Below are 25,608 nucleotides of genomic sequence, written 5' to 3' on the forward strand. Positions count from 1 at the left end.
TCCGCAACAAAAAGGCCGGTTTCCCGGCCTTTTTTCGTTTGTATCGAACCGATCTCAGCCGATCTTCTGGCCGGTCTTGGCCCAGTCGGCAGCGAACTGATCCAGGCCCTTGTCGGTCAACGGGTGCTTGACCAGCGCCTTCAGCGTCGCGGCCGGCGCGGTAACGACATCGGCGCCGATCAGGGCTGCCTGCTTGACGTGGTTCACGGTGCGAACCGAAGCGACGAGGATCTCGGTGTCGAAATCGTAATTGTCGTAGATCTGCCGGATCTCCTGGATCAGTTCCATGCCGTCCGCGCCGGTATCGTCGACGCGGCCGACGAAGGGCGAGATGAACGAGGCGCCGGCCTTGGCCGCCAGCAGCGCCTGGTTGGCCGAGAAGCACAGCGTTACATTGACCATGCGGTTCATCTCGGTGCGGATCGTCTTGCAGGCGCGCAGGCCGTCGAGCGTCAGCGGCACCTTGATGCAGACATTGTCGGCGATCTTGGCCAGGATGTTGGCCTCGGCCATCATGTCCTTGTATTCGACCGCAACAACCTCGGCCGAAACCGGGCCCTTGACGATGTCGCAGATCTGCTGGGTGACCTCGGCGATCTTGCCGCCGGATTTCAGGATCAGCGAGGGATTGGTGGTCACGCCGTCGAGCAGCCCCAGGTCGTTCAGTTCCTTGATGTCCTTGATGTCAGCGGTGTCGACAAAAAATTTCATGGGGGTCTCCTGAAAGATTTCCATGTGCATGCCATGCACATTCGGGGTTGCCCTTTGATCTAGACCAAAGTCGGGGCAAGGTCACGCCCGATGATCGAAGATTCGCCCTTTGTCGCAGCCGCGCCGGTGCTGGTGCCGATGCCCGCCGAACGGCCCTACACCTACGCTGTGCCCGCCGGCATGCGCGTGGTGCCGGGCTCGATCGTGCGCGTGCCGCTCGGTCCGCGCCAGGTTGCCGGCATCGTCTGGGATGGTGCGGTCGAGAATATCGACGCCAAAAAGCTGCGCCCGATCGAACAGGTCTTCGACTGCCCGCCGATCGACCGCGGCATGCGCCGCTTTGTCGACTGGCTGGCGCAGTACACGCTGTCGCCGCCCGGCATGGTGGCGCGCATGCTGTTGCGCGCGCCGGAGGCGTTCGATCCCGAACCATGGATCGAGGGCCTGCAGCGGACCCTCGTCATGCCCGACCGGATGACGGATGCCAGGACGCGCGTGCTGGAGACGGCGGAAGGGGGGCTTGCCTGGACGCGATCCGGCCTGGCGCACGCGGCGGGCGTGTCGTCGACGGTGGTCGAGGGACTCAAGGCGCAAGGCGTGTTCGAGACGGTGATGATCCCGCCTCGACCGGTGGTCGCCGCGCCCGATCCCTCCTACGCCATGCCGGAGCTGATGCCGGACCAGGCAGACGCGGCCGCCATGCTGCGCGCCAATGTCGCGGCCGCTGCTTTCAACGTCACGCTGCTCGACGGCGTCACCGGCTCGGGCAAGACGGAAGTTTATTTCGAGGCGGTGGCGGCAGCCCTCGACCAGGGCAGGCAGGTGTTGATCCTGCTGCCGGAGATCGCGCTGACGCATGCCTTCCTCGAACGCTTCCAGCAGCGTTTCGGCGCCAAGCCGGCGGAATGGCATTCCGATCTGCCGCCCCGAATGCGCGAAAAGGTCTGGCGGCAGGTGGCGGAAGGCGGCGTGCGCGTCGTTGCCGGGGCGCGTTCGGCGCTGTTCCTGCCGTTCCGCGAGCTCGGGCTGATCGTGGTCGACGAGGAGCACGACCCCGCCTACAAGCAGGAGGATCGCGTCTTCTACAATGCGCGCGACATGGCGGTGGTGCGCGGCCATATCAGCGGCTTCCCGGTGGTGCTGGCGTCGGCGACGCCATCGGTCGAAAGCCGGGTCAATGCGCAGCAGGGCCGCTACAGCAGGGCGGTGCTGTCGGCGCGCTTTGCCGAAGCCGCGCTTCCCGATCTCAAGACGATCGACATGCGGCGCGCGCCGCCGGCCCGCGGCGGCTTTCTGTCGCCGCTGCTGATCGACCAGATGCAACGTACGCTGGAGAAGAAGGAGCAGTCGCTGCTGTTCCTCAACCGGCGCGGCTATGCGCCGCTGACGCTGTGCCGTGTCTGCGGCCACCGCTTCGGCTGCCCGGTTTGTTCGGCCTGGCTGGTCGAGCACCGCTTTCGCGGCCAACTCGTCTGCCATCATTGCGGGCACAATGAGAAGCGGCCGGAGGCTTGTCCGGAATGCGGCACGCTCGACCATCTGGTAGCCTGCGGGCCTGGCGTCGAGCGGATAGCTGAAGAAGTCGTGGCGCATTTCCCCGACGCGCGCACGATCGTCCTGTCGTCCGATTTGATGGGTGGAGTGCGCCGGCTGCGTCTGGAGCTTGAGGCCATTGCCAATGGCGAGGCCGACATCGTCATCGGCACGCAGCTGGTCGCCAAGGGCCATAACTTTCCCAACATGACGCTGGTCGGTGTCGTCGATGCCGATCTCGGCCTCGCCAATGGCGATCCGCGCGCCGCCGAACGGACCTTCCAATTGCTCAGCCAGGTGACTGGACGCGCCGGCCGCACCGGCAAGAAGAGCCTCGGCCTGCTGCAGACTTTCCAGCCGGACCATCCGGTGATGCGGGCGATCGTCTCGGGCGATGCCGAGGCCTTTTACGAACGCGAGATCACTGAGCGCGAACGGGCAGCCCTGCCGCCCTTCGGCAGGCTTGCCGGCGTCATCGTCAGTGCGGTGACGCGGGCCGAGGCCGAAGGCCACGCGCGCGGCCTGCGCCGTGCAGCACCCCAGGCCAGCGACCTGTTCGTGCTCGGCCCGGCCGAGGCGCCGCTGTCGCTGCTTGGTGGGCGCCATCGTTTCCGTTTGCTGATCCAGGGTGAAAAGCGCGCCGACATCCAAGGCTTCATCCGCACCATGCTGGCCGAAGGGCCGAAGCAGCGCGGCTCGGTCCGCGTGCAGGTCGACATCGATCCGCAGAGCTTCTTGTAAGCACAAAGGCTGACGCCGCCGCCGCCCGCCCGTAAGCCGTTTGTCAAGAAAACTCAGCATCTTAGTGCCGGCTAAAATGCGCGCCGTTCATGTACCCGGCTCCCATCCGTTCGCTGACTAATCCTGATTTGAAAAGCCACAAATAAATGTTGACTCGTTTTATCATGAATTATAACTGGGCCTTTCCGCTCTGGCGCTGGGGACCAGGGCATGGATGGGGACAGCATGCGCAGATTTTTCAGTACGCTTCTTTGGTCATCGGCTTTGGGTTCGTCGATTATGGCAGGCGCGGCATTTGCCCAGGAAGCCGCTCCGACGGACCAGCAGGGAGCCACCGTGCTCGATCAGATACTGGTCACCGGCCGCAATGAAAGGTCGATTTCCAGCGTCGCTCAGTCTGTCCAGGTCGTGGAACAGGAACAGGTCGAGGAAGCCGCGCAGGAAAATATCGACGCCGCGACCCTGATCAGCCGCATCGTCCCCGGCTACGCGCCACGCAACCAGACCATTTCCGGCGCTTCGGAAACCTTCCGCGGGCGCAGCGTTCTCATCATGGTCGACGGTGTGCCGCGCAACACACCGCTGCGGGACGTCTCACGCATCCTGTCGATGATCGACCTGAATTCGGTCGAGCGCATCGAAGTCATCAATGGCGCGTCCAGCCTTTATGGCGCCGGCGCCACCGGCGGCACGATCAACTTCATCACCAAGCGCGGCGACAGCGACAAGCCGAAGGTGACGGTGCGCACCGGCGTCACCGCCTTCACCGAAAACCCCGGCAAGTCGGCCGGGCCAAGCACCAGTGTCTCGGTCGAGGGCAAGAAAGGCGATTTCGACTATTTCTTCTCGGCGTCCGGTGATCTGTCGCGCCGCACCTATGACGGCCACGGCAACGAGGTGGCTTCCGACGCCATGCTTGGGCAAGGCGGCGGCGACCGCACCGGCACGGGCAATCTCTTCAGCGTGGCCGGCTACCAGTTCGATTCCAGGCGCTTCGAGGCCAGCGTCGACTGGACCTATGCCAACCAGAAGCCGGACTGGTTCACCGATTACACGACCAATCCCGTCTCCCCGGATTTCGGCGATCCCTATGAAGGCAAGCCGCTGAAGGAAGATTCGAAATATCTGACCGCCAAATACACCGACAGCGACTTCGCGCTCGGAAACCTCGAGGTCAAGGCGTTCTACAACGACATCTTCAAGCAGTCGCCCTTTACCAAATTCTCGGCCGTCAACAGCCAGGTGTATTTACCGACGAACCCGACGCGGCCGGTGATCCTGCCGCCGGGTACGGACCCGACCGCCGACTTCAACCAGACGGCGCTGCAATCGCGGCGCAGCGGCGTCAACCTGACCGTCAACACGCCGATGGACTTTATCACTCAGGGCAGCACACTGACCTGGGGCGCCGACTACGTTTTCGATGCCACCGATCAGCAGCTGACCAACGGCCAGGACGCCATCTCGCCCACGACCCAGAACTCGGTTGCCTTGTTTGCGCAGGGCGAAATTTCGGTGACGGATCGCTTTCGCATCAGCGGCGGCGCGCGCTACGACCAGTTTTATCTCAACGTTGAAGACTTCACCCGGCCTGCCGCTGCCGTTCTGCTAGGCCGGAACATTATCGGCCTGCCGGCGATCCAGGTGACCGGCGGCTCGTTCGACTACGACGCCGTCACCTTCAACGCCGGCGCCGTCTACGATCTGACCGAAAGGATGCAGCTTTTCGGCAATTTCTCGCAAGGCTACAGCCTGACCGACATTGGCGGCTTCACCCGCCGGGCCGGGTTGAACTCCAACGCCGAAACCTGCGACGCCTATGGCACCGCCATCCGGCCGCTGCTGCCATGCACCAACGCGCCGGATTACGCGATCAGCTATGCCGATATCGCGCCTGAACCCCAGCTGGTGAACACATGGGAAGCCGGTCTGCGCGGCGATTGGGGCGACTATCGCGGCGGCGTCAGCACCTATCTGTCGACCTCGGACAACGGCGTCAGCTACGACATCGTCAACAACCGGGTATCGCAGCAGAAGGAACGTATCTGGGGCGTCGAAGCCAATCTCGAGGCAGACCTCAGCGGCATGTTCACGCTGGGCGGATCGGTCGGCTATGTCGAAGGCAAATACGATGCGGATCACGACGGCCACATCGAAGCTAACGAATATCTGCCCAACAACCGTATCCCCTCGACCTACAAGGGCCTGGTCTATCTCACCACCCGTTTCGAGAACGAGCTGACCCTGCGCAGCGAGTTGGAGCTGTTTTCCGGGCGCGACCGCATCGCCACCCAGGAACTGGACGGTGCAGCACTGGTCAATCTTGCAGTCTCGAAGACGTTCGCCAATGAGAGTGTGCTGAACCTTGCCGTGCGCAATGTGTTCGACACCTATTACATCAACCCCTCCGCATCGGCGACGCGCGGCGCCGACGTTCCCGGTCTGGGGCGTTCCGTCGCTCTGTCGTACCAGATCACCTTCTGAGGGCGGCAATGGCGGTGTCTCTCCAACGAAACGGTGCATTGGTTTCGCTGCTGGCAGAAGCGCCCGCCGATCCGGCGGATGGCGGGGCCTATATCGAGGCGCTCGGCTGCCTTTCACAGGAGAGGGAGCCGTTCGTGCTGTTGGTCGATATCCGCATCGAGATCGCGCTGAGCGACGCCCAGCGCAAGGCGCAAAACCTCTGGTACAAGGCGGAACGCGAGCAGCTCGAAAAAGCCTGCCGCGCCTGTGCGCTGGTGCGCCCCGCCGCCGACGAGAACATGCAGCGCGTCTGGCAAAGCCTGTTCGGCTTTCCAGTGCTCGTCACCCGCAGCCGGGCGGAGGCCGGCGCCTTCCTGAACGGTTACGCACCGAAGGACTATGTCAAATGAGCGCCGACGCAGACCGGCCGGCGCCCGCCGGGCTTCCGCGCCTGCGGCTTTTCGTCGTTCTCGCCTGCCTTTATCTGGCGCAGGCCATCCCGAGCTATCTGTTTGCCGCGGCGATCCCGCCGATCCTGCGCGAGCAGGGCGTGTCGCGCACCGCCATTGGCTTGATCGCGCTGCTGATGCTGCCGCTGGTGCTGAAATTCCTATGGGCGCCGCTGGTCGACCGCTTTCGGCCAATGGCCCGCGCCCATCGCGCCGGCTGGGTCATCATCACCCAGATCGGCGTCATCGCCGGCATCGCCGCCATGCTTTGGATCGAGCCGACCGATGTCGCCGGTATCTTTGCCGTCGGCCTTGTCGTGAGCCTGTTGATGTCGACCCAGGACATCGCCACCGACGGCTACGCGGCCAAATATCTCGACCCGAAGGACAGGCCGATCGGCAATGCGATCCAGGGCGGCGCCGTCGCGCTCGGCGTCGTTCTCGGCGGCACGCTCGGCCTGTTGGCTTATCATCATGCCGGCTGGCAAACCATGGTGGCCATGGTGGCCGCGCTGTCCATCATCCCGCTGGTCGCCGCCTTCGCCATGCGCGAGACCGATCCCGTCGCCAGCGCGCCGCAGGCGGCCATCGACCGCCCCTCGATCCTGCGCTTTCTGCGCCGGCCGGAGGCACGCCAGATCCTGTGGATCGCGCTCATCTACCGCGCCAGCGAGGGGCTGGTGAAGTCGATGGAAGGCTCCTATCTCGTCGATGCCGGCGTGCCGCTCGATATCATCGGTTATCTCTCGGGCGGTGCCGCGCTCACCGTCGGGCTCGGCGGCTCGGCGCTGGCGGCGTGGCTGCTGCACAACAGGGGCGCCGCCTCGGTGCTCGGCCTGCTCGGCGCGCTGCGAACCATCTGCTTCCTGATCTTCGCGCTGCACGCTTTCGGCGCTATCGCCGGCTTCTGGCCGATCTTCGGCGCCTCGTTCCTGCAGACGCTGGTGCGCTACATGGAGATCGTGGCGCTCTACAGCCTGTTCATGTCCGTCACGTCGTCGGACCAACCCGGCACCGATTTCACCATCCTGTCCTGCGCCCAGCTCATCGTCTACCTCGTCGGCTCCATGCTTGCCGGCCGCCTTGCCGACATGCTCGGCTACTCCGCGCTGTTCACCCTGGCGACCGTGCTGTCGGGCATAGCCGTGGTGGCGACCTATCGCATGTTGAATGCCCATTTCGCCGATACCGCAAAAGCCCAACCGGGTACTCCGATGCCGCCATTGCCGGAGGTCGCCGAATGAGCGCGGTCTTCCTAACGCCCGGTCTCACGAACCATGGCAGCGAGACAGGCGGCGGCCAGCGCCAACGCCGCGCAGCCAGCCAGTGGCGCAAAAGGCCAGAGCGTGAAGGCGAAGCCGCCGGCCAATGCGCCGATGCTCTGGCCGAGCACATGGGTGCTGGTGAGCCAGCCGGCCGCGGCGCCCTGCTCGCCGGGCTCCAGGCGCTTCATCAGCCAGGCGGTGTAGCCGGGTGTCGCCAGGGCAATGCCGGCCGCCGCCACCACCAGAGACACTGCCGAGGCAACATGGCTGGCCATGACGGCCAGCGCCGTCATGCCGACGCAAACCATGAGACAGCCGACGACGACGCTGTTGCGCTCCGCCAGCCGCAGGCGCGCCATGAGCAGTCCCTGGACCAAAACCATGACGATGGCGACCAGCATCAGGGCCAGGCCGGTCACCGTCGTGGCCTGCGTCGCACCAAGGCCAAAACGCTGCTGGGCCATCGGGCCGAGCATCATCTGCACCTGTCCGAAGCCGAGCGTCAGGCACAAGCCCATCGCCAGGCAAGGCAGAGCGCGGCGATCGAAGGGCGATATTCCACGGCCGGCATCAGCCGCCTTGCCGTCGATCTGTCCGCCGCCTGCCTCCTTGCCCGGCGCGAGCCACAGCAACAGCGGGCTGAACAGGAACAGGATGGGCGGCAGCAGCGGCGACAGGACGGCAGCCGTCGCCGGCAGCGCGCCGGCCAGCCGTCCCATGCTGACGCCGGCGCCAAGCAGTCCCAGCGCCGCCTGTCGCCTGTCATCGGCAACCGAGCGGCTGGCCCAGATCTGCGCCGTCGGCATGACGCCGGACGCGGCAAAACCGTACACGAAGCGCGAGAGCATCAGCAAAGCGATGCCGAGCGCGGCTCCCATGCCGGCTATCAGCAGAATGGCGAACACCGCCTGGCCGGCCAGCATGGCGAGGCCGATCAAGCGCAGCAGCCTGGCATGGCCAAGCCGCTCGCCCATGCGGCCCCACAGCGGCGAGCCGACCAGAAAGGCCGCCGCGCCGACAGCAGTTGCCGCGCCGATGGCAAACGTGTCGACCCTCAGCCGCTCCATCACCAGGGGAACGAGCGATACGAAGGCCGACTGGCCGAAGCCGATTGCCGAGACCGCGATTGCCAGGCGGCGCAGAAGCGAAGATCGATTTTTCACCCGGGTCGTCATAAGGCGAAGCTTATTTCTTGTCTAGAATAGATAATCAACAGAAATGTTTAAAGTCGACACGTATAAATGTAATGCATGCAGTATATTATGATTTATGAGGATGCACATGGAACAAGCAAAACCAGATTCTTCCTCTGCATTAAGCCCGTTCCTCAACGCGTTGCTGCGGGAATGGGATGGCTGGGAATTCGTCGACGCCAGGCAAACCGGGCTGTTTCGGCCGCAGGCAGCCGTGCTGCGTCTGAATTTCCCTGCCTCGCGCGCGGCGGTGCTCGTCGAGGCGCGGCATCGCTCGAAGGTTGGTTACCACGATTTAGCGATGCCGCTCTGGCGCCTCGATATTAGTAACGAGGGGGCCGATGGCGAAGCGACCGAGATCGACCTTTTCAGCCTTTTGGCGCTGATCCTGGCGGATCCCGACATTGCCGGCCGGGCGACAGCGAAAAGCCGACTGACCTTCCTGCGCCGCAGCCTGGCCAGCATCGCCGCAATCGCTGACGCGACTGCGGCGCGTGGATCGTCGCGGCCCTTCTCCGAAGGCGATCCTGATTTCATCGATGCCGAAAGCGCCCTGCGCTTCGGCCATGCCGTGCATCCGGCGCCGATGAGTCGCGAAGAGTTCACGCACACGGATTCCGCGCGCTTCGGGCATGAATACTGCAATGCGTTCAAACTGCGCTGGTGGGCCGTCGACCCGACCATCCTCACTGGAGGCAGCGTCGAGCCGCTAGATGTCATCGAGATGGTCCGCGGGCTTGCCGCCAGCGATCCGCAGCTGCTTGCTCGGGCTGGCAAGCAACAGGGCAAGGTTCTCGTTCCGATGCATCCGTGGCAGGCCGTACGGCTCATGCTGGAAGACCGCGTCGAGCGCCTGTTTCGCGCCGGTCGTATCGTCGATGTTGGGCTCGGCGGACCAGCGTGGCGGGCCACGACCTCGCTGCGCACGGTTCATTCGTCTGAAGCCGAGTGGATGCTGAAATTCTCGCTCAGCCTGCGCCTGACCAATTCCAGGCGCATCGTCGAGGAGCATGAGTGCCGGCGCGGCCTTTCGGTGCACCGGCTGGTCAAGGGCAAGCTCGGCTATGCCTTGCAGCGGCGCTGCCCGACCATGACGGTGCTGGGTGAGCCCGCCTGGTTCGGCCTGCGTGGCGAAGACGGCCGGCTGATGACGGATACCATCGTCTCGTTTCGCGAAAATCCGTTTCGCGGCACGGGCAATCCGCCGGCTGCCGTTCTCGGCGCGCTTTGCGAGCGCCATCCCGGCCGTACCGAAAGCCATCTGTCCGACCTGGTCCACCGTATCGCCCGCGACGAGAAGCGACCTGTCGAGGAAACGGCGCGTTTGTGGTTCGAGCGTTTCCTTCATGCCGCCATCGAGCCGTTTATCGTTGCCTTCTCGGAATTCGGCCTCCTGTTCGGCGCCCATCAGCAGAACCTCGTCGTCGGTCTTTCCGGAGGCTGGCCGAATGCGCTCTATTTTCGCGACTGCCAGGGCACCGGTTATGTCGAGGAATTTCTGCCCAGGCTGCGCGAATTCGTGCCCGAGGCCGGTCAGGCGGGCGATCATGTCTTCCCAGCGGAAGCGGCCGCGAAGCTGTTCGGCTACTATCTGGTCGTCAATGGCGCTTTCGCCGCCGTCGCAGCCCTTGCCGCCGCTGGCCTCACCAACGAAGACGATCTGCTGGCGATATTCCGCCGCTCGCTCGAGCGGCTGGCCGCCACGCCGATGGCTGACCGGTCCTGCGTCGACTATTTGCTCAACGCGCCGACGCTTGCTGCCAAGGGCAATTTCCTGATCGCGCTGCGCGACATCAATGAGAACACCGAGGTGACCGACCCGCTGGCCGGTTACGTCGAGCTTCCCAACCCCCTGCATGTGAGAGAATACGCATGAACATCGAGGCTGCGAAAAACTGGTCACCCGCCACCGTCGCCGGCAACGAAGGATGGCAGCATCTGGCCTCGGCCGCGGAGCCGCTCGCCATCCGTGCCGGCGATGGCCATGTCAGCCTGGTCAACGCTGAGGGAACAGCGGTGGGACAGGCCCGCATCTCCATCGCGGATGGCCGCCTGCTCATCGATGACGTCGCGTTCACGGGAGGCCGTCTCGATCAGCCGCAGGTCCTGGCGGGCCTCGTCGACGCGGCACTGTGCCTGCATCCTATCTTCGACCGCGCCTTCCTGCCGGCGGCCAAGACGCTGTGGCCGGTTTCGGCGCTGGCCACCGAGACGGCCGCAGGCGAACCGGAGCGCGCCGTCATTCATCGCTCGGTCCTGCGCCAGCTGCCGCTGCTGTGGCGCAGCCAGGCCTCGCATGTCACCTATCCGGCATTGACGACCGCTATCGGCCCGGAAGACCGGCTGCCGCCATTGCGCCAACCGCGCCCCTGCGGCCCGATGTACGAACGCTGGATTCCGGAAATCGGCCTCACCGTGTCGCTGCGGCCGATCGACCGCCGGACCGATCTCGACCTCTTCCATCGCTGGATGAACGATGGCCGCGTCGCCTTCTTCTGGGAACTTGCCCAGAACCATGAGGATCTCGACAAATATCTCGCCGAGCAGGAAAGCGATCCGCATATTTTCGGCGTCATCGCCAGCTTCGACGGCGAGCCGACCGGCTATTTCGAGTTCTACTGGGCCAAGGAGGACCGGCTCGGGCCCTATTATGAGCCGCACGACTGGGACCGCGGCTGGCATGGGCTGATCGGCAATATGCGCCATCTCGGCCGGCCGAAGACGCTGTCACTGTTCCGCTCCGTCACCCACTATCTGTTCCTCGACGAGCCGCGCACGCAGCGCGTCGTCGGCGAGCCACGCGCCGCGCACCAGAAGATGCTGAGCTATTGCGCCGGCGCCGCCTACGACAAGGTCAAGGAGTTCGACTTCCCGCACAAGCGCGCGGCGCTGGTCTGCTGCGAACGCGAGCGCTTCTTCCGCGAGGTGCCGCTGTGACGGTGCAGCAACCGATTGCCAAAGCGGGGGAGGCGACACGCTGGGCCGCGATCAACCGCGACGCCGTCGCCAAGGCCATTTCCGAACTGACCTTCGAGGAGTGCCTGTCGCCGCGCGAGCTTTCGCCCGGCCGATGGGAGCTGACGCCCGGCCCCGGCGTGACCTATCGCTTTGCCGCGACGCGGCGCCTGTGGGGCCAGATCGCCGTCCGTCCGGAGACGCTGACTCGCGACGCCGGCATCGAGCTGCCGGTCGACGATGCGGTCGCCTTCTTCGCCGACGCGCGCGAGACGCTCGGCATGTCGCCGGCAACATTCTGCACCTATGCGAAGGAGCTTTACAACACGCTGATGGCCGACATGCGGATCGCCAAGGCACGCGGCAATCGACCGGCCGCCGATCTAGCCGCGCTGCCGGATACCGAGTTGCAGGCATTGCTCGACGGCCATCCGAAGGCCCCTGCCAACAAGGGACGGCTTGGCTGGGGACGGGACGACTTCGAGCGCTACGCGCCAGAATCGGCCACCGCATTCCAGCTCTTCTGGCTTGCCGCCGCCAGCGATCGCTGCCTGCTGGCGCTTGACTGCGGGCTCGACGAAGAGGCGCTGCTGCAGGCCGCACTCGGCGACTACGAGCGCGCAAGGCTCGAAGCGGCTTTCAGCGCCGCCGGGATCTCGCGATCGACGCATAGGCTGCTGCCGGTCCACCCCTGGCAGTGGCAGGCGATGATCGCCTCGCAATATGGTAGCGAGATCGCCGCCGGCCGGCTGGTGCCGCTTGGCCAGTTCGGCGATCCGTTCCTGCCCTTGCAGTCGCTGCGCACGCTTGCCAATGTGGCACGGCCCGAGGCGCTGCACGTCAAGCTGCCGCTGACCGTCCTCAACACCTCAGCGTGGCGCGGCGTGCCGGGCAAATACATGGCGATCGGCGCCGATCTGTCGCGCTGGCTGGCCACGGTGGCGGCCGCGGACCCGATGCTCAAGGACGTCAAGGTCTTGCAGGAAGTCGCCGGCGCCTTCTATCCGCATCCGCACTATACCGGCGTTGAAGGCGCGCCCTATCAGTTTTGCGAGATGCTGGGCGCCATATGGCGCGAAAGCCCCGAAAAGGATCTGACAGCGGGCCAGCGGCCGATGATGATGGGCGCCCTGCCGCAGCGCGACGCGCATGGCAGGCCGATCGCCAGCGCCCTGATGGAGCAGTCCGGCCTTGGTCCGGAGGCATGGCTCGATCGCCTGTTCTCCACGGCCTTCGTGCCGCTCTACCACTTCATGTGCCGTTACGGCGTCGGCTTCATCGCCCATGGCCAGAACGTCACCATCATCCTCGACGGAGCGACGCCTCTCGGCGTGGCGGTCAAGGATTTCCAGGGCGACCTCGATCTCGTCGACCAGCCGTTTCCCGAACTGGCCGGCCTCGACCCCAAAATCCTGTCGACGCTGAAGCGCCGGCCGCCGGCACATCTTCTCCAGCATCTGCAAACGGGACACATCGTCAGCGTTCTGCGCTTCCTATCCGAGGCGCTGGCCGCCTATGACCGCTTCGACGAGAGGACTTTCTACGCCATCCTGGCCGCCGCCATCCGGCGCTACCAGGCGCAGAACCCGGATCTGTCGGAACGGTTCGCGCTCTTCGATCTGTTTGCTCCGAAGATCCCACGCATCGCCATCAACAAGGTGCGCTTCGCCATCGGCTACGGCGACAGCGGCGAACGCCCTCTGCCCGACCTTGGCACACCGCTCGACAATCCGCTTAACCCTGAGTCAGCCCGGCGATCTCCCATCAGCCCAGCCAGCTCCATAAGGAGTTCGCCATGACCCATACGCTTGACCTCGCAGGCATCGGCATCGGGCCGTTCAATCTCAGCCTCGCCGCCCATCTCGATGCGGTGGACGGCGTCGAAGCGCGCTTCTTCGATCGGGCGACGCGGCTCGAATGGCACCCGGGCATGATGCTGCCGGGCGTCGAACTGCAGACATCCTTCCTCAAGGATCTCGTCACCGCGACGCATCCGACCAGCCCATGGTCGTTCATGTCCTATCTGGTCGCGCAGAAGCGGTTCTATGAATTCCTCAACGCGGATTTCTCAGCCATCCCGCGGCCGGAATTCGCCCGCTATCTCGGATGGGTCGGCGAGAACTTGTCTTCGCTGCGCTTCGCCAGCGCCGTCGACCGGATCGACTTCGACGGAACGAATTTCAGGCTGCGTATCGGCTGCGACCAGGTGAACGCGCGCAATCTCGCCATTGCCGTCGGGCTGGTGCCCAACATCCCCGCCTGGGCGCGGGCGGCGGCCTCCGATCAATGCTTCCACAACGCCCAGGCCGCCAACCGCCTCGATCGCCTGAGCGGACGGCGTGTCGCCGTGATCGGCGGTGGCCAGAGCGGCGCCGAAGTGCTTCTGCATCTGATCTCCTCCGACCGCTTCGCCGGCCGCGAAATCGAGTGGATCTCGATGCGGCCGAATTTCCTGCCACTGGACGACTCGCCTTTCACCGACGAACTCTTCACGCCGGGCTATGTCGAAAACTTCCATCGGTTGCCGCAAGGGCGGCGCGAGACGATCCTGGAACAGCAACTGCTTGCCGGTGACGGCGCATCGACGAGCACGCTGAAGGCGATCTATCGCCAGCTTTACATGCTGCGGCACCTCTCGGAGGAAACGACGGCGGTCAACATGACGCCGCACCGCGAAGTGCTGAACGTGACGCGGGAAGGCAGCGAATACCGGCTGATCATGCGCAACGGCTTCGACGGCGCCATCGAGACGCGCACCGTCGATGCGGTGGTTCTGGCCACCGGCTATGCCTTTGCCATTCCTGATTGCATGGCGCCGCTCATGAACAGGATCGCGCTGGACGAGCGCGGTCATTACAGGCTCAACGCCAGCTTCGAGGTCGAATGGGACGCGCCCGACGACCGCCGGATCTACGCGCTCAATGCCGGCCGGCTCAGCCATGGCATAGCCGAGCCGCAGCTCAGCCTGATGGCTTGGCGCAGCGCCAAGATCGTCAATTCGCTGCTCGGGCGGGCACAGTTCGATCTCGATCTGCCCGATCCGCCGGTTGCCTGGAGTTCAAGGCACACGACACAAAGCCTGCATCATCTCGGCGCCAATGCGAGGATGACCGAATCGGGCGCGCGGTGATGTTTGTGGAGGCGGGCCGAAGAGCGTGGTACGGCGCGCGTTAAGGTTGACATCGACCCGTAAAGCTTTTCTGTGAGAGAGATCGTTCGGTCCTGCTGGAGGCTCAGCGCATGAAAACCCTTGGCCTCATCGGCGGCATGAGCTGGGAATCGACGGCGATCTATTATCGCCTGCTCAACGAGATCGTGCGCGAGCGGCTGAGCGGGCTGCATTCGGCAAAGCTGTTGCTCTATTCCTTCGACTTCGCCGAAATCGCCGACCGGCAGCATCATGGCGACTGGGACGGTGCGGGCGTGCTGCTGGCGGATGCGGCGCGCAAGCTGGAGGCGGGCGGCGCAGAGGGGCTTTTAATCTGCACCAACACCATGCACAAGCTCGCCGACCGGGTGCAGGCGGCGGTGTCGATCCCGCTTATCCACATTGCCGACGCCACGGCCGTCGCGGTCAAGGGCGCCGGCGTCAAGCGGCCGGCGCTGCTGGCGACCCGCTTCACCATGGAGCAGGATTTCTACAAGGGCCGGCTGAGGGAGAAATACGGGCTGCAGCCCGTGGTGCCGGACCAGGCCGGGCGCGACATGGTGCACCAGGTAATCTACGACGAGCTTTGCCGGGGCATCGTCAACGCGGCATCGAAGGCGGCCTATATCGACGAGGTCGCCCGTCTGCGGCGCGATGAGAAGATCGATGGCGTCATCATGGGCTGCACCGAGATCACCATGTTGATTGGCGAGCGCGATTTCGACATTCCGGTGTTCGACACCACGCGCATCCATGCTGAGGCGGCGGTCGCATTCATGCTGCCCTGAAGGGTCAAAACAAGGATCAGGGCTGGGCAGCCACGGCGACATTGCCGCTGCCGGCCACTTTCAGCTTCCATCGATCTGCTTCCGTGCCGGCCAGATTGAGGTGCCCGGTCAGGAAATAAAGGCGACCGGTGTCGGGGCCTTTGGCTGTGCAAAACCGGTCTTGCAGATAGGAGGGAGGCGTCGCCTGACAATACAGGTTGGCCACGATGCTGGCCGGACGCGTGCGCGGCCTAAACAGCCTTCCGCTCCTTCACGAATTGCGCGCCGAAACTGCCGCGCGCTTGACTTCTTTTTGCAGCGACATTCAATGCATCCGGCATTGCTGTGAGGGGATGAAAGCAAGATGGAATTCGCGTTTCCGTGGCCGACCAGCCAGGGCGAATGGCTGGCTTGGTCCAGCGCCGTCGTCACCTTGGCGCTCGGTCTGCTGTTTTTCCTCGCGCCAGGGCTGGCATTTCGGATTCTGCGGCTGCAGGTCCGGCCCGAAAGGGCAGCGGCAATCGCGGAAGGGCGCGGCCGCATGTCGGGCTTCTATCTCGGCGTCAGCCTGTGCTGCATTCTGTTGGCGCAGCCGTGGCTCTATATGGCACTCGGCTTTTCCTGGCTGTTCACCGCTTTTGGCCGTTTGCTGTCGATTATGTCGGACGGCGCCAACACGCCTTTCAACTGGGCGTCGATCGTCGTCGAACTCGTCCTGGCCGCGTTGCCGCTCGCCTTCGTCTTCGGCTTTCTGCCCTGAATCGGCAGCCAATCCAAAGGCTTCAGTTGAACTCTGCGGCCGGATGCGACAATAGTGCCCGAAAAGCATGCGGGACGACGCATTGCGGTCTTAAAATGCCTGTGCTAGACGGCAATCGACTTTCGGCCGGGGATAGCGGAAGCCGCGCCTCCGTGCTTGGAAAAACTTAGTAAGGTCAAAGATTTAGCCAGAGTTTTTGCTCGCGCCAACAATCTGCGGCCCCTCAGACAAGAGAAAAGACGGTCCGTGGCTCAATCGTCATCGCCAATCTCGGGTGTCGCAGAACGCTACGCGGGTTCGCTGTTCGAACTTGCGCTGCAATCGAATTCGGTGGCCAAGGTCGAGGCCGACCTCAACAGTTTCGCCAAGATGCTGGATGACAGCGCCGACCTGACGCGCCTCATCAACAGCCCGGTGTTCTCCAGCGAGGACCAGGCCAAGGCAATCGCGTCGATCGCCGACAAGGCCGGCATCACCGGCCTGACCGGCAATTTTCTGCGCGTCGTCGCCCGCAACCGCCGGCTCTTCGCGGTGCCCGGCATGATCAAGGCTTTTCGCCGGATCTCTGCCGAACAGCGCGGTGAGACATCAGCCGAGGTCACTTCGGCGCATGAACTGACGGCTGCCCAGCAGACCGAACTCAAGGTCGCGCTGAAAGGCGTCGCCGGCAAGGACGTGGCCATCACTGTTACCGTCGATCCGTCGCTGCTCGGCGGGCTGGTGGTCAAGATGGGCTCGCGCCAGATCGATACGTCGCTCAAAACCAAACTCAATTCGCTCAAGCTTGCACTGAAAGAGGTCGGCTGATGGACATCCGCGCCGCGGAAATTTCCGCAATTCTCAAAGACCAGATCAAGAATTTCGGCAAGGAGGCCGAGGTCTCCGAAGTCGGCCAGGTGCTGTCCGTGGGTGACGGTATCGCTCGCGTCTACGGCCTCGACAATGTCCAGGCCGGCGAAATGGTCGAGTTCCCCGGCGGCATCCGCGGCATGGCGCTCAACCTCGAAGCCGACAATGTCGGCGTCGTCATCTTTGGCGCCGACCGCGACATCAAGGAAGGCGACATCGTCAAGCGCACCGGCGCCATCGTCGATACGCCTGTCGGCATGGGCCTGCTCGGCCGCGTCGTCGACGCGCTCGGCAATCCGATCGACGGCAAGGGCCCGATCAAGGCGACCGAACGCAAGCGCGTGGACGTCAAGGCACCAGGCATCATCCCGCGCAAGTCGGTCAACGAGCCGATGTCGACCGGCCTCAAGGCCATCGATGCATTGATCCCGGTCGGTCGCGGCCAGCGCGAGCTGGTCATCGGCGATCGCCAGACCGGCAAAACCGCGATCATCCTCGACACGATGCTCAACCAGAAGGCCGTGCACGACAACGGACCGGAAAAGGAAAAGCTCTACTGCGTCTACGTCGCCATCGGGCAGAAGCGCTCGACGGTCGCGCAGTTCGTGAAGGTTCTCGAAGAGCGCGGCGCGCTTGAATATTCGATCATCGTCGCCGCCACCGCTTCCGATCCGGCGCCGATGCAGTTCCTGGCGCCGTTCACCGGCGCCACCATGGGCGAATATTTCCGCGACAACGGCATGCATGCGCTGATCAGCTATGACGATCTGTCGAAGCAGGCCGTCGCCTATCGCCAGATGTCGCTGTTGCTGCGCCGCCCGCCGGGCCGCGAAGCCTATCCGGGCGACGTGTTCTATCTGCATTCGCGCCTGCTCGAGCGCGCCGCCAAGCTCAACGACGATCTGGGCGGCGGTTCGCTGACCGCGCTGCCGATCATCGAGACCCAGGCCAACGACGTGTCGGCCTACATTCCGACCAACGTGATCTCGATCACCGACGGTCAGATCTTCCTCGAAACCAACCTGTTCTTCCAGGGCATCCGTCCGGCGGTCAACGTCGGCCTGTCGGTGTCGCGCGTTGGTTCGTCGGCGCAAATCAAGGCGATGAAGCAGGTCGCCGGCTCGATCAAGGGAGAGCTGGCGCAGTACCGCGAAATGGCTGCGTTCGCGCAGTTCGGCTCCGATCTCGACGCCGCCACGCAGCGCCTGCTCAACCGCGGCTCGCGCCTGACCGAACTGTTGAAGCAGCCGCAGTTCTCGCCGCTCAAGGTCGAGGAGCAGGTCACGGTGATCTTCGCCGGCGTCAACGGCTATCTCGACAAGCTGGCGCTGAACCAGGTCGGCAAGTTCGAGCATGGTCTGCTCAGCCATATGCGCTCGGCCGGCAAGGACGTGCTGGACGGCATCCGCAAGGAAAAGGCGCTGTCGGACGATCTGCGCGCCAAGCTGAAGGCCGAGATCGACGCCTTCGCCAAGACCTTCGCTTGAGAAGAAGCCGGACGCTCGGGATCAGGTTTGAAGCATGCCTTCATTAAAAGACCTTCGTAACCGTATCGCCTCGGTCAAGGCGACGCAGAAGATCACCAAGGCGATGCAGATGGTCGCCGCGGCGAAGCTGCGCCGCGCGCAGGAAGCAGCGGAGGCGGCGCGTCCCTATTCCGAGCGGATGGGTGCGGTGCTGGCCAATATCACGCAGGCGATCGGCGGCGGCGGCGATGCCCCGGCGCTGATGACCGGCACCGGCAAGGACGATGTGCATCTGCTCGTCGTCTGCACCGCCGAGCGCGGCCTGTGCGGCGGCTTCAACTCGCAGATCGCACGTCTGGCCCGCGACCATATCCGCCGGCTTCTGGCCGACGGCAAGCAGGTCAAGATCATCTGCGTCGGCAAGAAGGGTTTCGACATTCTGCGCCGAGACTATGCCTCGCTGATTATCGACCGCGTCGACCTGCGCGATGTCAAGAAGCTCGGCTTCGTCAATGCCGATGCGATCGCCCGTAAGATCATCCATCTGTTCGGCGAAGGCGGCTTCGATATCTGCACGCTGTTTTATTCGCAGTTCAAGTCGGTGATCAGCCAGATTCCGACCGCGCAGCAGATCATTCCTGCCGGCGTGGCTTCCGCTCCCGCCGAAGCGACCGCCGGTGGCAATGCCGTCTACGAATACGAGCCGGAGCCGGGCGAGATCCTCACCGACCTCATTCCGCGCAACATCTCGGTCCAGGTCTTCCGCGCGTTGCTCGAAAACGCAGCCGGCGAGATGGGCGCCAAAATGAGCGCCATGGACAATGCAACGCGCAATGCCGGCGACATGATCAACAAACTGTCGATCACCTATAACCGCCAGCGGCAGGCGCAGATCACCAAGGAACTGATCGAAATCATTTCGGGCGCCGAAGCGCTCTAGGCGCGACCGCCAGGAGGTCATCGACCTTCTGATGGAGCGTGAGAAACAAAGGACGAGAAGGGTAAAGACGATGGCGAAAGCAGCGACCCCCGCGAAGACGGCCCCCAAGGCGGCCGCAAAGGCTCCGGCAGCAGCGGCGAAGGCCGCTCCGGCCAAGAAGGCGGCCGCGCCCGCCAAGGCCGCGGCCCCGGCAGTGAAGACGACGAGCGTTGCCGTCAAGAAGACCGGCGCCATCGGCAAGGTTCGCCAGGTCATCGGCGCCGTCGTCGACGTGCAGTTCGGCGATCATCTGCCGGCCATTTTGAACGCCATCGAAACATCCAATGTCGGCAACCGCCTGGTGCTCGAAGTTGCCCAGCATCTGGGCGAAAACACCGTGCGCTGTATCGCCATGGATTCCACCGAAGGCCTGGTTCGCGGCCAGGACGTCTATGACACCGGCGCGCCGATCACCGTTCCGGTCGGCCCGGGCATGCTCGGCCGCATCATCAACGTCATCGGCGAGCCGGTCGACGAAGAAGGCCCGGTCGACGGCATCGAGATGCGCGCCATCCACCAGCCGGCGCCTACCTATGTCGAACAGTCGACGGAAGCGCAGATCCTGATCACCGGCATCAAGGTGCTCGACCTTCTGGCACCCTACGCCCGCGGAGGCAAGATCGGCCTGTTCGGCGGCGCCGGCGTCGGCAAGACGGTTCTGATCCAGGAGCTGATCAACAACGTCGCCAAGGCGCATGGCGGCTTCTCGGTCTTCGCCGGCGTCGGCGAGCGCACCCGCGAGGGCAACGATCTTTATCACGAGTTCATCGAGTCCGGCGTCAACAAGAAGGGCGGCGGCGAAGGCTCCAAGGCGGCACTGGTCTATGGCCAGATGAACGAGCCGCCGGGCGCGCGTGCCCGCGTCGGCCTGACCGGCCTGACGGTCGCCGAATATTTCCGCGACCAGGGCCAGGACGTGCTGTTCTTCGTCGACAACATCTTCCGCTTCACGCAGGCCGGTTCTGAAGTGTCGGCGCTGCTCGGCCGTATTCCTTCGGCCGTGGGTTACCAGCCAACGCTGGCCACCGACATGGGTGCGCTGCAGGAACGCATCACCACAACGACCAAGGGTTCGATCACTTCGGTGCAGGCGATCTACGTGCCGGCCGACGATTTGACAGACCCGGCGCCTGCGACCTCGTTCGCCCACCTGGACGCGACGACCGTGCTCAACCGCGCGATCTCGGAAAAGGGCATCTACCCCGCCGTCGATCCGCTCGACTCGACCTCGCGCATGCTCGATCCGCTGGTCGTCGGCGAGGAGCACTATGCCGTCGCCCGCCAGGTGCAGTCGATCCTCCAGCGCTATAAGTCGCTGCAGGACATTATCGCCATCCTTGGCATGGATGAGCTGTCGGAAGAGGACAAGCAGACGGTGGCCCGCGCCCGCAAGATCGAGCGCTTCCTGTCGCAGCCGTTCTTCGTCGCCGAAGTGTTTACGGGTGCGCCGGGCAAGCTGGTCGACCTCGCCGACACAATCAAGGGCTTCAAGGGCCTCTGCAACGGCGACTACGATCACCTGCCGGAAGCCGCCTTCTACATGGTCGGCGGCATCGACGAAGCGGTCGAGAAGGCTCAGCGCCTGGCGGCTGAAGCAGCGTAATCAAGGCAATAGGGAGTAGTCAGTAGTCAGTAGTGAATAGCGGCCGGGTGATCAGGACAGCTGTCCTCTCCCTACTCCCTACTCACTATTCCCTACTCACTAAATTGACATGGCTGAAGCTTTCAAGTTCGAACTGGTCTCGCCGGAGCGCCTCCTGGTTTCCGAGCAGGTCGAGTCCGTCGTCATTCCAGGCGCCGAAGGTGAAATGACAGTCATGGCGCACCATGCGCCGGTCATGACCACGATCAAGCCGGGCGTCGTCACGCTGAAGACCGCCGGCGGCAAGGAAGAACGCTATGTGGTGTTCGGCGGCTTTGCCGACATCGTCCCTGCCGGCTGCACGCTGCTGGCCGAATCGGCGGTCGCCGTCGGCGATATCGACCGCGCCGATCTCGCCCGCCGCATCCAGGAAGCCAAGGAAGACGCCGCCGACGCCAAGGACGACCAGAGCCGCAGCAAGGCGGAGCAGTTCCTTAGCCAGCTTACCACGCTCGAAGGCGCGCTGCTGCCGGCGTAAGCCGCAGAATGATTGGACGTGATCCGAGGGGTCATGGTCGGGCAAAGGTATGAAACAGGCCGGGCTTAAGCCCGGCTTTTTGTATCCGGGCGACGTCAGGTCACCTGGTCTTTCCCGGTACACCCAGTGCCGCGAGCGCGAGCGCCACCCCGCCTTGCAGGATATGCTCGCGATGGGCGGCAACCAGTTCGATCAGCGTCTGGCGCTCGGGGCTGCCGCTGGCGAAGCCGGCGAGGTCAAACACCGTCACCACCCGTTCCAGCGTCGGCTGCGCTCCGAGCGCGGCCAGCGCCGCGTCGAGCGGATCGGTGAAGTGGGCTTCCGGCAGGTCCTTGCCGCGCGCCTCGCAGGCGGCGATCCAGGCGGCGATCACCAGCGTCAGATGCTCCGGGACCAGGCCGGCCTGGATGCGCGCGATGGCGGTAGCGACAATGCGCTGCGGCAATTTCTGGCTGCCGTCATTGGCGATCTGCGCCGTGCGGTGGGCCAGCGCTGTGTTGGAGAAACGTTCGGCAAGTTCGGCCGTATAGGCTGAGGTGTCGAGCCCGGCATCCCTAGGCAAGGTCGGGATGGCCTCGGCCCAGAGCCGGTCGACGAACGCGCGGATCGCGGGATCCGCGAAGGCGCGGTCGACCGTGACGTGGCCGCTGAGCAGGCCGATATAGGCGATGCCCGAATGGGCGCCGTTGAGCAGCCGAAGCTTCATGTCCTCGAACGGCCGGACATCCTCGACCATGGTGACGCCGAATTTCTCCCAGGCCGGTCGTCCGGCTGGAAACCTGTCCTCAATCACCCATTGCCGGAATGGCTCGGTCATCACCGGCCATGCGTCCTCCATGCCGAGTTCGCCGGCGATGCGCGCCCGGTCGGCATCGGTGGTTGCCGGCACGATGCGGTCGACCATGCTTGATGGGAATGCAACGTCGCCGGCTATATGACCGGCGAGGGTGGCTTCGCCTGACGCAGCACGCCGGGCGTCGCGCAATTTTGCAAACGCGATCAGCAACCGGTGCAGCGTGGCGCCATTGGCCGGAAGGTTGTCGCAGCACAGCACGGTGAAGGGCGGCGTGCCGGCGGCCCGGCGTCGCACCAGCGCTTCCGCCAGGAATCCATGCGCTGTCCTGGGAGATCCGGGATTGCCCAGATCGTGGACGATATCGGGATGGTTTTCGTCGAGGCTGCCGTCGGCGGCCCTGAGATAGGCCTTTTCGGTGATGGTCAGGGTGACGATGCGGGTGCGCGGGTCGGTCAGCGCGGCCAGCACCGCGCCGGGGTCTTCCGGCGCGACCAGCATCGACTGGATCGAGCCGATAATGTGCAGCGCTTCGCCATCGCTGCCGCGCACCGCCAGCGTGTAGAGCCCGTCCTGTGGCGTCAGCGCATCGCGCGTGTCGGGGCTGCGCAGCGAGACGCCGACAATGCCCCAGCCGGTCTCGCCGGCCGCTAGGCAGTCATCGACATAGGCGGCCTGATGGGCACGGTGGAAGGCTCCAACGCCGAGATGGACGATGCCTGGGGCGACACTGGCGCGATCATAGGCGGGGACGGCGACCGAGGCCGGCAAGGATTGCACTGTTGCGTTGGAAAGGCGTCTGCTGGTCATGGCGCGGCTTGTCGCTGGATGGTGTGCGGGGCGGGATCTGCTAGCGGCGTAACATCCGCTCTTCCGCCGCACAATGACCTGACGCCGGTTAAAAGTCATCATACAACAATCCAGTTTTTGTATGTTGACATTATTTCTTTCCAATCCTACCGATATCGCCCCTGGGAGGAACGACGTGGCGGGACTGACCGATCCGGATCTGCTTTTTGCCGCCGAAGGGCGCGCGCTGTCGATCGCGCGCGATCTCCATGCCGGCATCAAGGACCTGCCGATCATCAGCCCGCACGGCCACACCGATCCGCGTTGGTATGCGCTCAACGAGCCATTCCCCGATCCCGCGCAATTGCTGGTGGTGCCCGACCACTACATTTTCCGTATGCTGTTCAGCCAGGGCGTGCGGCTGGAAGATCTCGGCGTCCCGACTCTCGACGGCTCGCCGGTCGAGACCGATCCCAGGGCGATCTGGCGGCGCTTCGCCGAGCACTATTACCTCTTCCGCGGCACGCCGACGCGGTTGTGGCTCGACCATGTGCTCGAGCATCTGTTCGGCATCGAAGAGCCGCTCAACGCCAGCACCGCTAGCCGCCATTACGACACCATCGCGGCGCTTTTGCAGCGCGACGATTATCGCCCACGCGCGCTGTTCGAGCGCTTCAACATCGAGGTCATCGCGACGACCGAGGGCGCGCTCGACGATCTCCAATGGCACAAGACGATCCGCGACAGCGGCTGGCAGGGCCGCGTCATCACTGCCTACAGGCCGGATGCTGTCGTCGATCCCGACTTCGAAGGATTTTCTGCCAATCTCGATCGTCTGGGCGAGATCACCGGCTGCGACACCGGCACATGGGCCGGCTATCTCGACGCGCATCGCAATCGCCGCGCTTTCTTCAAAAGCTTCGGCGCAACCTCATCGGACCACGGCCATCCGACGGCCGAGACCGCCAATCTTTCCGATGCGGCGGCGGAAGAGCTGTTCAACCGCATCCGCCGCGGCTCGGACGACGAGCGCGAGCGCAAGCTGTTTCGCGCCCAGATGCTGACCGAGATGGCCAAGATGAGCCGCGACGACGGGCTGGTCATGCAGATCCATCCCGGCTCATGGCGCAACCATTCGCCCGGAATTCTTCAGAGATTCGGCCGCGACAAAGGCTTCGATATTCCGACCCGCACCGACTATGCCGCGGCGCTCAAACCCTTGCTCGACTGCGTCGGGCTGGAGCGCGACCTCTCCATCATCCTGTTCACGCTCGACGAGACCAGCTACGCGCGTGAACTGGCGCCGCTTGCCGGCGTCTATCCGGCGCTGAAGCTCGGGCCTGCCTGGTGGTTCCATGACAGCCCGGAAGGCATGCGCCGGTTCCGCGAGATGACCACCGAGACCGCCGGCTTCTACAACACTGTCGGTTTCAACGACGACACCCGCGCCTTTCCATCCATACCCGCCCGCCACGATGTGGCGCGCCGGGTTGACTGCGCCTTTCTCGCCCGTCTCGTCGCCGAGCACCGGCTGCGTGAGGACGAGGCGCATGAGCTGGCGCGGGAGCTTGCCTACACGCTTGCCAAGAAGGCGTACCGGCTGTGAGCCGGGCGCGTGGAATTTTAAAAGGGAGGAAGACAGTCATGTTGCATTTTTCAAAACTGGTGGCAGCCACATTCGCCTTCGGCTCGCTGATGATCGGCGTTGCCGGCGCCCAGACCGTACTGCGCTCGGCCGACACCCATCCGGACGGGTATCCGACTGTCGAGGCGGTCAAATATCTCGGCGAGCTCATCAAGGAGCGCACCGCCGGCCGCTATTCGGTCGAGGTCTATCATTCGGCGCAGCTCGGCGAGGAAAAGGACACGATCGAGCAGACGCAGACCGGTGTCATCGATCTGAACCGCGTCTCGATGGGTCCGTTCAACGGCATCGTGCCGGAAACCGCGGTGCCGTCGCTGCCCTACATGTTCCGTTCGGTCGAGCACATGCGCCATGTCATGGACGGGCCGATCGGCGACGAGATCCTCAAGGCCTTCGAGACGCATGATCTGGTCGGCCTTGCCTTCTACGATTCCGGCGCCCGTTCTTTCTACAACACCAAGAAGGACATCACCTCGATCGCCGATCTGAAAGGCATGAAGTTCCGCGTCATCCAGTCCGACGTGTTCGTCGACATGGTCAACGCGCTTGGCGCAAATGCCACGCCGATGGCCTATGGCGAGGTTTATTCGGCGCTCGAAACCGGCGTCATCGACGGCGCCGAGAACAACTGGCCCAGCTTCGAATCCGCCAAGCACTACGAAGTCGCCAAGCACTATACCGTCGACCAGCACCAGATCGTGCCGGAAGTGCTGGTGATGTCGAAATCGAGCTGGGACAGATTGACGCCGGAAGACCAGGCGATCGTCAAGCAGGCGGCCAAGGATAGCGTCGTCAAGATGCGCGAATTGTGGGACGCGCAGGAGAAGAAGTCGCGAGAGATCGTCGAGAAGGCCGGCGTCAAGGTCAGCGAGATCGACAAGCAGCCGCTGATCGATGCGATGAAGCCGGTCTACGACAAGTATCTGAAGACGCCGGAGCTCAAGGACCTCGCGACGCGCATCCAGGCGACCAAGTGATTTTC

At 64.2% G+C, this 25,608-nt stretch carries 21 protein-coding genes; 17 read left to right on the forward strand and 4 right to left on the reverse strand.

What is annotated here, in order from left to right:
- Positions 1-54: 54 nt before the first annotated feature.
- The gene (gene fsa, locus NKJ77_RS18455; protein ID WP_023831793.1) at positions 55-711 is read right to left on the reverse strand and encodes a fructose-6-phosphate aldolase; all 657 of its coding nucleotides are present in this window, start codon (positions 709-711) and stop codon (positions 55-57) included.
- Positions 712-801: 90 nt separating this feature from the next.
- Between fsa and NKJ77_RS18460 the strand changes: the two genes are divergently transcribed.
- The 4 genes from NKJ77_RS18460 (at position 802) to NKJ77_RS18475 (ending at position 7,141) form a co-directional block, all read left to right on the forward strand.
- Positions 802-2,985, forward strand: coding sequence for a primosomal protein N' (locus tag NKJ77_RS18460; protein WP_023831792.1), 2,184 nt, complete (start codon positions 802-804; stop codon positions 2,983-2,985).
- A gap of 279 nt (positions 2,986-3,264) precedes the next feature.
- Positions 3,265-5,469, forward strand: coding sequence for a TonB-dependent receptor (locus NKJ77_RS18465; protein WP_023831791.1), 2,205 nt, complete (start codon positions 3,265-3,267; stop codon positions 5,467-5,469).
- Between the two features lie 8 nt (positions 5,470-5,477).
- Positions 5,478-5,858: a hypothetical protein gene (locus tag NKJ77_RS18470; protein ID WP_155923988.1), complete on the forward strand. Its 381-nt coding sequence runs from the start codon at positions 5,478-5,480 to the stop codon at positions 5,856-5,858.
- A complete protein-coding gene (locus NKJ77_RS18475; RefSeq protein ID WP_023831789.1) occupies positions 5,855-7,141 on the forward strand; it encodes an MFS transporter in 1,287 nt (428 codons plus the stop codon). The genes NKJ77_RS18470 and NKJ77_RS18475 overlap by 4 nt, the downstream gene beginning before the upstream one ends.
- 11 nt (positions 7,142-7,152) lie before the next feature.
- Here NKJ77_RS18475 and NKJ77_RS18480 read toward each other — a convergent pair whose 3' ends face one another.
- Entirely contained in the window at positions 7,153-8,325 is a 1,173-nt protein-coding gene (locus NKJ77_RS18480; protein ID WP_031195583.1) for an MFS transporter, read from the reverse strand.
- Between the two features lie 118 nt (positions 8,326-8,443).
- Between NKJ77_RS18480 and NKJ77_RS18485 the strand changes: the two genes are divergently transcribed.
- The 5 genes from NKJ77_RS18485 to NKJ77_RS18505 all read left to right on the forward strand — a co-directional run bounded on the left by NKJ77_RS18485 (position 8,444) and on the right by NKJ77_RS18505 (position 15,246).
- On the forward strand, positions 8,444-10,231 hold the full coding sequence (locus NKJ77_RS18485; RefSeq protein WP_031195581.1) for an IucA/IucC family protein: 1,788 nt from the start codon (positions 8,444-8,446) through the stop codon (positions 10,229-10,231).
- Entirely contained in the window at positions 10,228-11,292 is a 1,065-nt protein-coding gene (locus tag NKJ77_RS18490) for a GNAT family N-acetyltransferase (protein ID WP_352535569.1), read from the forward strand. Before NKJ77_RS18485 ends, NKJ77_RS18490 begins: the two co-directional genes overlap by 4 nt.
- Positions 11,289-13,109, forward strand: coding sequence for an IucA/IucC family protein (locus tag NKJ77_RS18495; RefSeq protein ID WP_050589915.1), 1,821 nt, complete (start codon positions 11,289-11,291; stop codon positions 13,107-13,109). The genes NKJ77_RS18490 and NKJ77_RS18495 overlap by 4 nt, the downstream gene beginning before the upstream one ends.
- Complete coding sequence (locus NKJ77_RS18500) at positions 13,106-14,440, forward strand: lysine N(6)-hydroxylase/L-ornithine N(5)-oxygenase family protein (RefSeq protein ID WP_023831784.1); 1,335 nt, start codon at positions 13,106-13,108, stop codon at positions 14,438-14,440. Before NKJ77_RS18495 ends, NKJ77_RS18500 begins: the two co-directional genes overlap by 4 nt.
- 110 nt (positions 14,441-14,550) lie before the next feature.
- Positions 14,551-15,246 (forward strand): aspartate/glutamate racemase family protein, encoded by a 696-nt coding sequence (locus NKJ77_RS18505; protein ID WP_023831783.1) that lies wholly within the window; start codon positions 14,551-14,553, stop codon positions 15,244-15,246.
- Positions 15,247-15,262: 16 nt separating this feature from the next.
- On the opposite strand, the gene NKJ77_RS18510 is transcribed toward NKJ77_RS18505, so the two are convergent.
- Positions 15,263-15,451: a hypothetical protein gene (locus NKJ77_RS18510; protein ID WP_023693181.1), complete on the reverse strand. Its 189-nt coding sequence runs from the start codon at positions 15,449-15,451 to the stop codon at positions 15,263-15,265.
- A 138-nt stretch (positions 15,452-15,589) separates the two neighbouring features.
- Here NKJ77_RS18510 and NKJ77_RS18515 point away from each other — a divergent pair, with 138 nt between their 5' ends.
- From NKJ77_RS18515 to NKJ77_RS18540, 6 genes are all read left to right on the forward strand, one after another.
- Positions 15,590-15,985, forward strand: a complete 396-nt coding sequence (locus NKJ77_RS18515; RefSeq protein WP_023745337.1) for an AGROH133_08824 family phage infection protein — start codon at positions 15,590-15,592, stop codon at positions 15,983-15,985.
- A 246-nt stretch (positions 15,986-16,231) separates the two neighbouring features.
- Positions 16,232-16,792 carry a F0F1 ATP synthase subunit delta gene (locus NKJ77_RS18520; protein ID WP_023742211.1) on the forward strand — a complete coding sequence of 187 codons (561 nt, stop codon included), beginning with the start codon at positions 16,232-16,234 and terminating at the stop codon, positions 16,790-16,792.
- Complete coding sequence (gene atpA / locus NKJ77_RS18525) at positions 16,792-18,321, forward strand: F0F1 ATP synthase subunit alpha (RefSeq protein WP_023684101.1); 1,530 nt, start codon at positions 16,792-16,794, stop codon at positions 18,319-18,321. The genes NKJ77_RS18520 and atpA overlap by 1 nt, the downstream gene beginning before the upstream one ends.
- A 34-nt stretch (positions 18,322-18,355) precedes the next feature.
- Positions 18,356-19,240, forward strand: a complete 885-nt coding sequence (locus NKJ77_RS18530) for a F0F1 ATP synthase subunit gamma (RefSeq protein WP_023668672.1) — start codon at positions 18,356-18,358, stop codon at positions 19,238-19,240.
- Positions 19,241-19,310: 70 nt separating this feature from the next.
- On the forward strand, positions 19,311-20,882 hold the full coding sequence (atpD, locus tag NKJ77_RS18535) for a F0F1 ATP synthase subunit beta (protein ID WP_023698224.1): 1,572 nt from the start codon (positions 19,311-19,313) through the stop codon (positions 20,880-20,882).
- A gap of 109 nt (positions 20,883-20,991) precedes the next feature.
- On the forward strand, positions 20,992-21,399 hold the full coding sequence (locus tag NKJ77_RS18540) for a F0F1 ATP synthase subunit epsilon (protein ID WP_023668674.1): 408 nt from the start codon (positions 20,992-20,994) through the stop codon (positions 21,397-21,399).
- Positions 21,400-21,499: 100 nt separating this feature from the next.
- Here the strand turns inward: NKJ77_RS18540 and NKJ77_RS18545 are convergent, their stop codons facing one another.
- Positions 21,500-23,002, reverse strand: coding sequence for a mannitol dehydrogenase family protein (locus tag NKJ77_RS18545; RefSeq protein ID WP_023831782.1), 1,503 nt, complete (start codon positions 23,000-23,002; stop codon positions 21,500-21,502).
- Between the two features lie 175 nt (positions 23,003-23,177).
- Between NKJ77_RS18545 and uxaC the strand changes: the two genes are divergently transcribed.
- On the forward strand, positions 23,178-24,587 hold the full coding sequence (gene uxaC, locus NKJ77_RS18550; protein WP_023831781.1) for a glucuronate isomerase: 1,410 nt from the start codon (positions 23,178-23,180) through the stop codon (positions 24,585-24,587).
- A gap of 38 nt (positions 24,588-24,625) precedes the next feature.
- Positions 24,626-25,603, forward strand: coding sequence for a TRAP transporter substrate-binding protein (locus NKJ77_RS18555; protein ID WP_023668677.1), 978 nt, complete (start codon positions 24,626-24,628; stop codon positions 25,601-25,603).
- Positions 25,604-25,608: the final 5 nt, after the last annotated feature.

The sequence above is a fragment of the Mesorhizobium sp. M0052 genome (genome assembly GCF_040323255.1).
Taxonomy (GTDB): domain Bacteria; phylum Pseudomonadota; class Alphaproteobacteria; order Rhizobiales; family Rhizobiaceae; genus Mesorhizobium.

Bases quoted from the DNA above. Each gene is read 5' to 3' on its own strand.
- fsa (WP_023831793.1), bottom strand. From the start codon at position 711: ATGAAATTTTTTGTCGACACCGCTGACATCAAGGACATCAAGGAACTG.
- NKJ77_RS18460 (WP_023831792.1), top strand. From the start codon at position 802: ATGATCGAAGATTCGCCCTTTGTCGCAGCCGCGCCGGTGCTGGTGCCG.
- NKJ77_RS18465 (WP_023831791.1), top strand. From the start codon at position 3,265: ATGGCAGGCGCGGCATTTGCCCAGGAAGCCGCTCCGACGGACCAGCAG.
- NKJ77_RS18470 (WP_155923988.1), top strand. From the start codon at position 5,478: ATGGCGGTGTCTCTCCAACGAAACGGTGCATTGGTTTCGCTGCTGGCA.
- NKJ77_RS18475 (WP_023831789.1), top strand. From the start codon at position 5,855: ATGAGCGCCGACGCAGACCGGCCGGCGCCCGCCGGGCTTCCGCGCCTG.
- NKJ77_RS18485 (WP_031195581.1), top strand. From the start codon at position 8,444: ATGGAACAAGCAAAACCAGATTCTTCCTCTGCATTAAGCCCGTTCCTC.
- NKJ77_RS18490 (WP_352535569.1), top strand. From the start codon at position 10,228: ATGAACATCGAGGCTGCGAAAAACTGGTCACCCGCCACCGTCGCCGGC.
- NKJ77_RS18500 (WP_023831784.1), top strand. From the start codon at position 13,106: ATGACCCATACGCTTGACCTCGCAGGCATCGGCATCGGGCCGTTCAAT.
- NKJ77_RS18505 (WP_023831783.1), top strand. From the start codon at position 14,551: ATGAAAACCCTTGGCCTCATCGGCGGCATGAGCTGGGAATCGACGGCG.
- NKJ77_RS18515 (WP_023745337.1), top strand. From the start codon at position 15,590: ATGGAATTCGCGTTTCCGTGGCCGACCAGCCAGGGCGAATGGCTGGCT.
- atpA (WP_023684101.1), top strand. From the start codon at position 16,792: ATGGACATCCGCGCCGCGGAAATTTCCGCAATTCTCAAAGACCAGATC.
- NKJ77_RS18530 (WP_023668672.1), top strand. From the start codon at position 18,356: ATGCCTTCATTAAAAGACCTTCGTAACCGTATCGCCTCGGTCAAGGCG.
- atpD (WP_023698224.1), top strand. From the start codon at position 19,311: ATGGCGAAAGCAGCGACCCCCGCGAAGACGGCCCCCAAGGCGGCCGCA.
- NKJ77_RS18540 (WP_023668674.1), top strand. From the start codon at position 20,992: ATGGCTGAAGCTTTCAAGTTCGAACTGGTCTCGCCGGAGCGCCTCCTG.
- NKJ77_RS18545 (WP_023831782.1), bottom strand. From the start codon at position 23,002: ATGACCAGCAGACGCCTTTCCAACGCAACAGTGCAATCCTTGCCGGCC.
- NKJ77_RS18555 (WP_023668677.1), top strand. From the start codon at position 24,626: ATGTTGCATTTTTCAAAACTGGTGGCAGCCACATTCGCCTTCGGCTCG.